The 8921-nt window shown below is 71.3% G+C and carries 10 protein-coding genes and 1 pseudogene; 5 read left to right on the top strand and 6 right to left on the bottom strand.

What is annotated here, in order from left to right; all coding sequences use genetic code 11:
• The 6 genes and pseudogenes from SREC43747_RS19845 to SREC43747_RS0112570 form a co-directional block, all read right to left on the bottom strand.
• Positions 1 to 505: pseudogene (locus tag SREC43747_RS19845) on the bottom strand (hypothetical protein); the annotation flags it as partial.
• Between the two features lie 136 nt (positions 506 to 641).
• The gene (locus SREC43747_RS0112590; RefSeq protein WP_029721617.1) at positions 642 to 923 is read right to left on the bottom strand and encodes a metal-sensitive transcriptional regulator; all 282 of its coding nucleotides are present in this window, start codon (positions 921 to 923) and stop codon (positions 642 to 644) included.
• A gap of 245 nt (positions 924 to 1168) precedes the next feature.
• The gene (locus SREC43747_RS0112585) at positions 1169 to 1525 is read right to left on the bottom strand and encodes a hypothetical protein (protein WP_029721616.1); all 357 of its coding nucleotides are present in this window, start codon (positions 1523 to 1525) and stop codon (positions 1169 to 1171) included.
• A 31-nt stretch (positions 1526 to 1556) separates the two neighbouring features.
• Positions 1557 to 1793: a DUF397 domain-containing protein gene (locus SREC43747_RS0112580; RefSeq protein ID WP_029721615.1), complete on the bottom strand. Its 237-nt coding sequence runs from the start codon at positions 1791 to 1793 to the stop codon at positions 1557 to 1559.
• A gap of 188 nt (positions 1794 to 1981) precedes the next feature.
• Positions 1982 to 2848, bottom strand: coding sequence for a Sco1979 family transcriptional regulator (locus SREC43747_RS0112575; RefSeq protein ID WP_029721614.1), 867 nt, complete (start codon positions 2846 to 2848; stop codon positions 1982 to 1984).
• A 310-nt stretch (positions 2849 to 3158) separates the two neighbouring features.
• The gene (locus SREC43747_RS0112570; protein ID WP_029721613.1) at positions 3159 to 3713 is read right to left on the bottom strand and encodes a TetR/AcrR family transcriptional regulator C-terminal domain-containing protein; all 555 of its coding nucleotides are present in this window, start codon (positions 3711 to 3713) and stop codon (positions 3159 to 3161) included.
• 101 nt (positions 3714 to 3814) lie between these two features.
• Here SREC43747_RS0112570 and bioB point away from each other — a divergent pair, with 101 nt between their 5' ends.
• The 5 genes from bioB to SREC43747_RS0112545 all read left to right on the top strand — a co-directional run bounded on the left by bioB (position 3815) and on the right by SREC43747_RS0112545 (position 8912).
• Positions 3815 to 4882 (top strand): biotin synthase BioB, encoded by a 1068-nt coding sequence (gene bioB, locus SREC43747_RS0112565; RefSeq protein WP_029721612.1) that lies wholly within the window; start codon positions 3815 to 3817, stop codon positions 4880 to 4882.
• A complete protein-coding gene (locus SREC43747_RS0112560; RefSeq protein ID WP_029721611.1) occupies positions 4882 to 6141 on the top strand; it encodes an adenosylmethionine--8-amino-7-oxononanoate transaminase in 1260 nt (419 codons plus the stop codon). Before bioB ends, SREC43747_RS0112560 begins: the two co-directional genes overlap by 1 nt.
• Positions 6138 to 7277, top strand: coding sequence for an 8-amino-7-oxononanoate synthase (locus SREC43747_RS0112555; protein WP_029721610.1), 1140 nt, complete (start codon positions 6138 to 6140; stop codon positions 7275 to 7277). The genes SREC43747_RS0112560 and SREC43747_RS0112555 overlap by 4 nt, the downstream gene beginning before the upstream one ends.
• Complete coding sequence (gene bioD / locus SREC43747_RS0112550) at positions 7274 to 7951, top strand: dethiobiotin synthase (protein ID WP_037331895.1); 678 nt, start codon at positions 7274 to 7276, stop codon at positions 7949 to 7951. The genes SREC43747_RS0112555 and bioD overlap by 4 nt, the downstream gene beginning before the upstream one ends.
• A 166-nt stretch (positions 7952 to 8117) precedes the next feature.
• Positions 8118 to 8912, top strand: coding sequence for an exodeoxyribonuclease III (locus tag SREC43747_RS0112545; RefSeq protein WP_029721608.1), 795 nt, complete (start codon positions 8118 to 8120; stop codon positions 8910 to 8912).
• Positions 8913 to 8921: the final 9 nt, after the last annotated feature.

Here is an 8921-nt window from a genome sequence, read left to right as displayed (position 1 = left end):
CGCTCTCCACGGCGCCACCGGCGCCGCGGCCGACTTCCTTGACCGCCCCACCAGCGCCTTCGCCGACGTCCTTGACCGCGCCACCGGCCCCGCGGCCCACCTCTTCCACGGCCGAGCCGAGCCCGCGGGTCAGCTGCTCCAGGATCTGCGGGTTGCGGTCGATGGTGGTCAGCACCCGGTTCAAGATCGAGGCGACGTTGTCCAGCCGGACCTTCAGCAGCGCCTTGGCCTCGACCCCCTTGATGTCCAGCAGCACCCGGCCCAGCGCCGCGTCCACCCCGACGTTCAGCTTCACCAGGTCCAGCACTTCGGCCTGCAGCGACACCCGCGCCCGGAGGTCGTCCACCTCGAGGCTGATCTCGTCGACCTTGACCTCCGGGATGTCCAAGTACACGTCGGGTTGCTCGTTGCTCAACCCGGCGGGCTGGTCGGAGCCGTCCCCAGGTCCGGAAGGCGCCTGCTCGGCGCGGGCCGGAGTGACTTCCTCAGGCGTGTCGTCCGGCATGCCCCACCCCTGAACATCGTTGGAGGTACGTGGCGACGTGCTGCCACGGTAACCCCGTTCGAGTGGGGGCACCGGATGAAAACCGCAGTTCACCCGCCGGATCGGGGGCTGGTGCCGGCGGTGGGGCCGGGTTCGCTCAGGAACGCACCAGGCGGGCGATGGCCTCGTTGGCTTCGCGGATCTTCTCGTCGGCGACTTCGCCGCCCTCCGCGACGGCCTCGGCCAGGCAGTGCCGCAGGTGGTCTTCGATCAGGCCGAGGGAAACCGCCTGCAGAGCCCTGGTCGCGGCACCCACCTGGGTGAGGATGTCGATGCAGTACTCGTCCTCGTCGATCATCCGCTGCAGACCGCGGATCTGGCCCTCGATCCGGCGCAGCCGCTTGAGGTAGCTGTCCTTGCTCTCCGTGTAGCCACGCATCCCAGAACTCCCGATCAGACCGCGCCGGGGCAGGCAGCTCCTACCATACCGGCCCAAGTGAAACATTCGGGCATTCCGGAGGGGCGGGAAGCGGGGCAGCTACTATTCCGACATCCGGCAGCTTCGCCGGAACCGGGGGTGCCGGTGGCCGTCCCTGGGGGTGGATCGCTGCTGTTTCTCGGGGTGTTCAGCGCGGCGATCGGGACGGGGTGGGACGGCCACCGGCTATCCAATGTGGTCTTCGTTCAGGCGGAGACCGCCAGCCAGGCCGACCGGTCGGCGTGCGTGGGGACCCAGTAGCCGTGGGCCGGGGTGCCGACTTCCGGGGCCGGGTCGGCCAGGCCGAGCAGCTGGAAGATGACGTCTCGGGCCGAGCCGTTGGTGCGCCACAGCACCTTCTTCGGGAACAGGATGTCCGGCTCGTCGCCGGGCACCCGCGCGGCGTCGGCATCGTCCTCGCCGAAGAGCTGGAGGATGTCGATCACCCCGCGGTACACCCGGATGCCGACCACCGCGACGAGCGCGCCGCTGGCGTCTCGCGGGTGAGCGAACTGGAAGCCGCGGGCGATCAGCGCTTGCAGGCCGTTCGTTATCTCGTTCATGGCGCCACCCAGCTACGTCAGGGCGATCGGTTCAAGCGATCAAGTCGTCGAACTCGCCGTCTTTTGCACCGTTGAGGAAGGCGGCGATCTCGTCACGGCTGTAGACGAGCGCCGGGCCATCGGGGTAGCGCGAGTTTCGAACGGCGATGCCGCCGTTTCCCAGTGGAGCCAATTCGACGCAGTTGCCAACCGCCCCGCTGTGGCGGCTCTTCCGCCACTCGACGTTGACCAGCTGGCGCGCGGGCATTCCGTTGCGGATCTCTGGCATCCGAAACCCCCACCCTTTCCCCGACTTCAAAGCTTGCACGACCATCTGCACGTGCAGTTGATCGTGCAACAAGGTAGCAGGTGCAGATGCACGAGTGAATGCACGTGCACGAGGGTGAGGCGATGATCACACCGAAGTCGTTGACCGACTGGCTTTAAGGGATTTCCGGTTTATGGCAAGGGAAACCGTCAGAGCTCGTTGAGCAGCGACTTCAGGGTCTGCCGGGTTTGTTCCGGCGTCTGCGCGTCAACCGCCAAGCGGTGGCTGGCTTTGGTGTAGACTTCCACGTCTTCGGGCTTGTCGAGGTAGAGCGCGCCGCACAGGTGCTCGAGGTAGACGATGTCCGGAATTTCCGGTGCGGCGAACCGCAGGATGGTGAACGCGCCCTCGGCGGCCGAGCGGCCCAGCTCGAACGGCAGGACCTGCAGCGTGACCGTGGGCAGCGCGGTGATGTCCAGCAGGTGCTCCAGCTGGGCGTGCAGCACCTGGCGGCCGCCGATCGGCCGGTGCAGCACCGACTCGTCGATGACCGCCCACAGGCGGGGTGCGTTCGGCCGGGTGAACATCTTCTGGCGCTGCAGCCGCAGCCGGACCCGGCGCTCGATGTCCTCGCTCGACGCCTCCGGGCGGCCCTGGCGGGCGACCGCGCGTGCGTAGTCCTCGGTCTGCAGCAGGCCCGGCACGAACTGGATCTCGTAGGTCTGGATCCGGGAAGCGGACTCCTCCAGGCCGACGAAGTCCTGGAACCAGGACGGCATCAAGTCGTTGTAGCGGTGCCACCACCCGGGCTGGTTCGATTTGCGGACCATGTCGAGGAAGGCCTCGCGCTCCTCGGGGTCGGTGACGCCGTAGAGGGTGAGCAGGTCCTCGACGTCCCGCTCCTTGAAGCTGACCCGCCCCAGCTCCAGGCGGCTGATCTTCGAGCCCGAACCGCGGATCGCGTAGCCGGCGTCCTCGCGGGAGATGCCACTGGCCTCCCGCAGCTTCCGCAACTGGCTGCCCAAGATCAGGCGGCGTGCGGTGGGGCCGCTTGCCGTGGCGCTATCTGAGGCCACGCTCAGACCTCCTGTGGGGATGATTCCGGGTTGGCCATCGCGGCTGCAGGGCCGGTCGTTACCGGGCGGATCTTAATGCAAGCCGTCACGCGTTTGGTAACAGCACTGGTAGTCCGACAGGGGGTTACCAGCGAGTATGCCGCTGAAGCCCTGCTCAGCCGGCTGCGGAGGCCGGGAAACGCGAGGTGAACGGCAGGTCGCCGCAAGATCGCGTGGAATTGTCACCAAATATAGGAAGAAGCCGTTGGTTTGTCACTCCCGCGGCGCCGGTCAGCGGTGGGATGCACCCGATCGGCCGATGCTCCGGGCTTCAGCGGCCGACCTTGGCCCGGAGGCCGTCCAGCACCAGCTCGAGGCCGCGCTCGAAGTCGGTCGACTCCCCGAAGGAGCGGTCGATGGCCCCGGCGCTGTTCGCCTGCATTGCGGTCTGCTCCTCCACGGTGTGCCCGAAGACGAGGTGCAGCAGCGCGCGGGTGCCGATGGTGACCAGGTCGTCGGGCAGACCGCCGTCCCGCAGCGCCTCCCGCAGGCGGGCGGCGGGTTCGGTGGCGCCGAGGCCGAAGGCGTGGGCGGTGAAGACCACTTCGGCGCCGTCCCGGTAGGCCAGCACGGCGTCCCGCAGTTCCTGGCAGATCTCGACGGCGCGCTGGTCCCACTCGTGGGCGCGGCGGGGGCGCCGCCCCCGGGTGAGGATCTCGTCGGCGACCGCGGCCAGCAGGCTCTGCTTGTTCGGCACGTGGTGGTAGAGCGCGCTCGGCTGCACGCCGAGCTCGGCGGCCAGTCGGCGCATCGTCAGCGATTCCAGCCCGTACTCGTCGAGCACCGCGATCGCGCGGTCCACGACGTCGCCTCGGTGGTAGCGCACGCGTCCTCCTGTTGACCGGTCGATGCGACCAGTCTAACCTGAACGCCGTTCAGGTGAACACTGTTCAGGTCCGTTTTCCCTGGTCACACCGCGGAGAAGCGATGAGCGATACCTTCCAGCAGCTCGCCGACTCAGTCCTCGCCGGGAACCCGGCCACCCCCGACGACGCTCTCGCGGTGCTGCGCGCCGACGACTCCGAGCTGATCCCCCTGGTGGCGGCGATCAGCCGCCTGCGCCGCGCCCACTTCAGCAACCGGGTGAAGGTCAACTACCTGGTCAACCTCAAGTCCGGGCTCTGCCCGGAGAACTGCAACTACTGCTCGCAGGCGCTCGGCTCCACCGCGCCCGTGCTCAAGTACTCCTGGCTGTCCGAAGAGGAGGCCCTCGAGCAAGCCGCGGCCGGGATCGGCGGGGGAGCCGCCCGGGTGTGCCTGGTCGCCTCCGGGCGCGGACCGTCCAACCGGGACATCGACCGGGTCGCCGACGTGGTGGCAGCGCTGAAGGAACAGCACCCCGGCGTCGAGATCTGCGCCTGCCTCGGGCTGCTCTCCGACGGCCAGGCCGAACGCCTCAAGGAGGCCGGAGTGGACGCCTACAACCACAACATCAACACCGCGGCCAGCCACCACGACAAGATCGTCCAAACCCACACCTACGCCGACCGGGTGGACACGGTGGAGAAGGCCAAGAGCGCCGGGCTCTCGCCCTGCTCCGGGCTGATCGCCGGGCTCGGCGAAACCGACGAGCAACTGGTCGAAGCCCTGTTCGCGCTCAAAGAGCTGAACTCCGACTCCATCCCGGTCAACTTCCTGATGCCCTTCGACGGCACCCCCATGGCCGGCACCTGGGAGCTCACCCCCGCCCGCTGCGTGAAGATCCTGGCGATGGCGCGCCTGGTCTGCCCGGACACCGAAATCCGCATCGCCGGCGGCCGCGAGATGCACCTGCGCTCCCTGCAGCCCCTCGCCCTGCACGTGGCCAACTCGGTCTTCCTCGGCGACTACCTCACCTCGGAAGGCCAAGACGCCGCCGCGGACCTGGAGATGATCCGGGACAACGGCTTCGTCGTCGAAGGCTCCGCGGACGACCACCAGACCGAACGCCCGCAGCCGGCCGCCCCGGCCATCCGCCGCCGCGGCGCGGGCACCGACGTCCTCCCCAACGCCTGATGACCCCCGGAGAACTCCTCGAATTCGACCGCGCCCACCTGTGGCACCCGTACACCTCGATGACCGACCCCGCGCCGACCCGGCTGGTCACCGGCGCCTCCGGCAGCCGCATCACCATCGACGGCGTCGGCGACGTGGTGGACGCGATGGCGTCGTGGTGGTCGGCCATCCACGGCTACCGGCACCCCGTGCTCGACGAAGCGGTGCGCCGCCAGCTCGAGCGGATGTCGCACGTGATGTTCGGCGGGCTCACCCACAAACCGGCGGTCGAACTGGCCCGGCGGCTCGTCGACCTCGCCCCCGCCGGGCTCGACCGCGTCTTCCTCGCCGACTCCGGCTCGGTGGGCGTCGAAGTGGCCATGAAGATGGCCCTGCAGCACCAGCGCGGCACCGGCCACCCCGAGCGCACCCGGTTCCTCACCGTCCGCGGCGGCTACCACGGCGACACCTTCGACTGCATGAGCGTGTGCGACCCGGAAGGGGGCATGCACGCGATGTGGTCCGGCCTGCTGCCCCAGCAGGTGTTCGGCGAACGCCCACCCCGCCCCGGCGGCGACGTCGAGGCCTGGGCCGCCGGGTTCCGCGCGCTCGCCGCCGAACACGCCGACCAGCTGGCCGGGCTGATCGTGGAACCCCTGCTGCAGGGCGCCGGCGGCATGCACCCCTATCCCGCCGAATGCCTGGCGGTGTTCCGGGACGTCGCCGACGAGCACGGGCTGGTGCTGATCTTCGACGAGATCGCCACCGGCTTCGGCCGCACCGGGACCCTCTTCGCCGCCGACGCCGCCGGGGTGAGCCCGGACGTGATGTGCGTCGGCAAGGCGCTCACCGGCGGCTACCTGTCGCTGGCCGCCGTGCTGTGCACCGGGGAAGTGGCCCGCGGCCTGTCGGCCAGCGACTCCGGGGTCCTCATGCACGGCCCCACCTTCATGGGCAACCCGCTGGCCTGCGCGGTCGCCTCCGCCAGCCTCGACCTGCTGACCAGCAGCGACTGGGCGGGCGACGTGCGGCGGATCAACCGCGGGCTGCAGGCGCTGCACGAGATCGACGCCGCCGACGTGCGCGTCCTCGGCGCCGTCGGCGTGGTGCAACTGGACCACCCCGTCGACGTGGCCAAGGCGACCGAAGCCGCCCTGGAGCAGGGCGTGTGGCTGCGCCCGTTCCGGGACCTGATCTACACCATGCCGCCCTACGTGTGCAGCGACGACGACATCGCCACCATCTGCGCCGGGATCGCAGCCGCCGCGGAGGCCGGATGAGCCGCTGGACCGAGTGGTTCGCCGCGCAGCGAGCCGAACGCGAACGAGCCGACCTGCAGCGCACCCTGCGGCCCCGCCCGGCCGACGAGGACGTCGTCGACCTGGCCAGCAACGACTACCTGGGGCTGGGCCGGCACCCGCGGGTGCGGCGCGCGGCCGCGGACGCCGCCCTCACCTGGGGCGCCGGGGCGGGCGCCTCCCGCCTGGTCACCGGCACCACCGAACTGCACACCGCCCTGGAACGCGAACTCGCCGAGTTCACCGGGCGCGAAGCGGCCCTGGTGCTCTCCACCGGCTACCAGGCCAACCTGGCCGCGGTGACCGCGCTGGTCGACGAGCGCTCGCTGCTCGTGTCCGACGCCCACGTGCACGCCTCGCTCATCGACGCCGCGCGGCTGTCCCGCGCCGAGGTCCAGGTGGTCGAGCACAACGACGTGAGCGCGGTCCGGGCTGCGCTGTCCCGGGCCGGCGACCGGCGGGCGATCGTGCTGACCGAATCGGTGTTCTCCGTGCTCGGCGACCCCGCCCCGCTCGAGGAGCTGGCCGCCGCCTGCGCCGACCACGACGCGCTGCTCCTCGTCGACGAAGCGCACGGGCTCGGGGTGGTCGGGCCCGGCGGTCGCGGACTGGTGCGCGCCAGCGGGCTGGCCGACCACCCGCACGTGGTGATGACCGCGACGCTGTCCAAATCGCTCGGTGCGATGGGCGGCGCGGTGCTCGGCTCCGCAGCGCTGGTCGACCACCTCACCAACCGGGCCCGCCCCTTCATCTTCGACACCGGGCTGGCCCCGGCCCCCGTCGCGGGCGCTCGCGCTGCCCTCGAGGAGCTGCGCGTCCGGCCCGAGCTGCCGGAGCGGGTCCGCGACCGCGGTGGCGAGCTGGCCGAGCGGCTCGGGCTGCCGCGCCCGGCGGGGGCGGTGCTGTCGGTGCCGATGCCGTCCGCGCGGGCCGCCGTCGCCGCGCGGACCGCCGCGGCGGAAGCCGGGGTGCGGGTGGGGTGCTTCCGGCCGCCGTCGGTGCCGAACGGGATCTCCCGCCTGCGCATCACCGTCCACGCCGGGCTCGACGCCGACCGCTGGGCGCGCGCGACCGACGTGCTGGAGCGGATCGTCACCGACCACCGGAGGCGGCTTTGATCACCATCGTCACCGGCACCGACACCGGGGTCGGCAAGACCGTGGCCACCGCGGCGCTCGCGGTGGCCGCCGGGCCGTCGACGATCGCCGTGAAACCCGCCCAAACCGGCGCGGCCACCGGCGACTCCGACGCGGCCGCGGTGCGCCGCCTCGCCGGCTGCGCGGTGGCCGAGTTCGTCCGGCTCGACGACCCGCTCGCCCCGGACACGGCGGCCCGGCTGCGCGGGATCGACATCCCCCCGGTCGCCGAGCACGCGACGCGCATCCGCGACCTGGCCCGCACCCACCGGACCGTGCTCGTCGAAGGCGCCGGCGGGCTGCTGGTGCGCCTGGACACCGAAGGCGGCACCCTGCTGGACCTCGCCGCCGACCTCGTCCGGGACCAGCCCGTGGCGGTCCACGTGGTCACCCGGCTCGGGCTGGGCACCCTCAACCACACCGAACTCACCGTCGCCGCGCTGCGCTCCCGCGGTCTGGAACCGGCCGGGCTGGTGCTCGGCGCGGTGCCGGAGGTGCTCGACCAGGCCGAGGAGCACAACCTCGCCGAACTGCCCCGCGTCACCGGGGTGCCGGTCGTGGCGGCCTTGCCCGCGGGGGCGGGCGCGCTCGCCCCGCAGCGCTTCCGGGAGCAGGCCCGCTCCTGGCTGCGGACCGCGGGGCCCAGGCGGCTGTGAGCTGCGCTGCCCCACCCGCCGCCACCCGCGGGTGGCGGGGTCGCTCGCGATAATGTCGGGCTGGCAGGACGCGGAAGACGACGGCCTTCTGGCGAGCGCGGTGACCGGACACTTCCCGGCACCGGTCGCCGGGGCGGGGAGGTGGCCGGTGGCTGGACGAGCTGGCCTGCTGACGGTGTCCACGGTGAACGTCAACGGGTTGCGGGCGGCTGCCCGGAAGGGCTTCCTGGAGTGGTTGGCCGACACCGAGGCGGACGTGATCTGCCTGCAGGAGACCCGCGCCACCCACGACCAGCTCCCGGCGCAGCTGCGGGAACTCGACGGCTGGCACTCGGTGCTCGCGCCGAGCAACGCCAAGGGCCGAGCCGGGGTGGGCATCTACAGCCGGGCCGAACCGCAGCAGGTGCGCATCGGTTTCGGCTCCGCCGAGTTCGACGAGAGCGGCCGCTACGCCGAGATCGACCTGCCCGGCCTGACCATCGCCAGCCTCTACTTGCCCAGCGGGGAGGTCGGCACCCCGCGGCAGGACGAGAAGGAACGCTTCATGAAGGAGTTCCTGGAGCACCTGCGCGGGCTGCGCGAACGGGCGGCCGCCGAGCAGCGCGAGGTCCTCGTCTGCGGGGACTGGAACATCGCGCACCGGGAGGTCGACCTGAAGAACTGGAAGGCCAACCAGAAGTCCGCGGGCTTCCTGCCGGAGGAGCGGGGCTGGCTGACCCAGGTGTTCGAGTCCGGCTACGTGGACGTGGTCCGTCGCCTGCACCCGGAAGGCCCGGGGCCCTACTCCTGGTGGTCCTACCGCGGGCGGGCGTTCGACAACGACTCCGGCTGGAGGATCGACTACCACGTCGCCACCGAAGGGCTGGCGGAGCGCGCGGTGTCCGCGCGGGTGGAGAAGGCCCCCAGCTACGACGCGCGCTGGAGCGACCACGCGCCGGTGACCGTGGCCTACGAGGTGTGAAGCCCGACC

It is taken from the genome of Saccharopolyspora rectivirgula DSM 43747, assembly GCF_000497205.1.
Classification (GTDB): Bacteria; Actinomycetota; Actinomycetes; order Mycobacteriales; family Pseudonocardiaceae; genus Saccharopolyspora; species Saccharopolyspora rectivirgula.
This window is presented reverse-complemented; position numbering and strand designations above follow the sequence as displayed.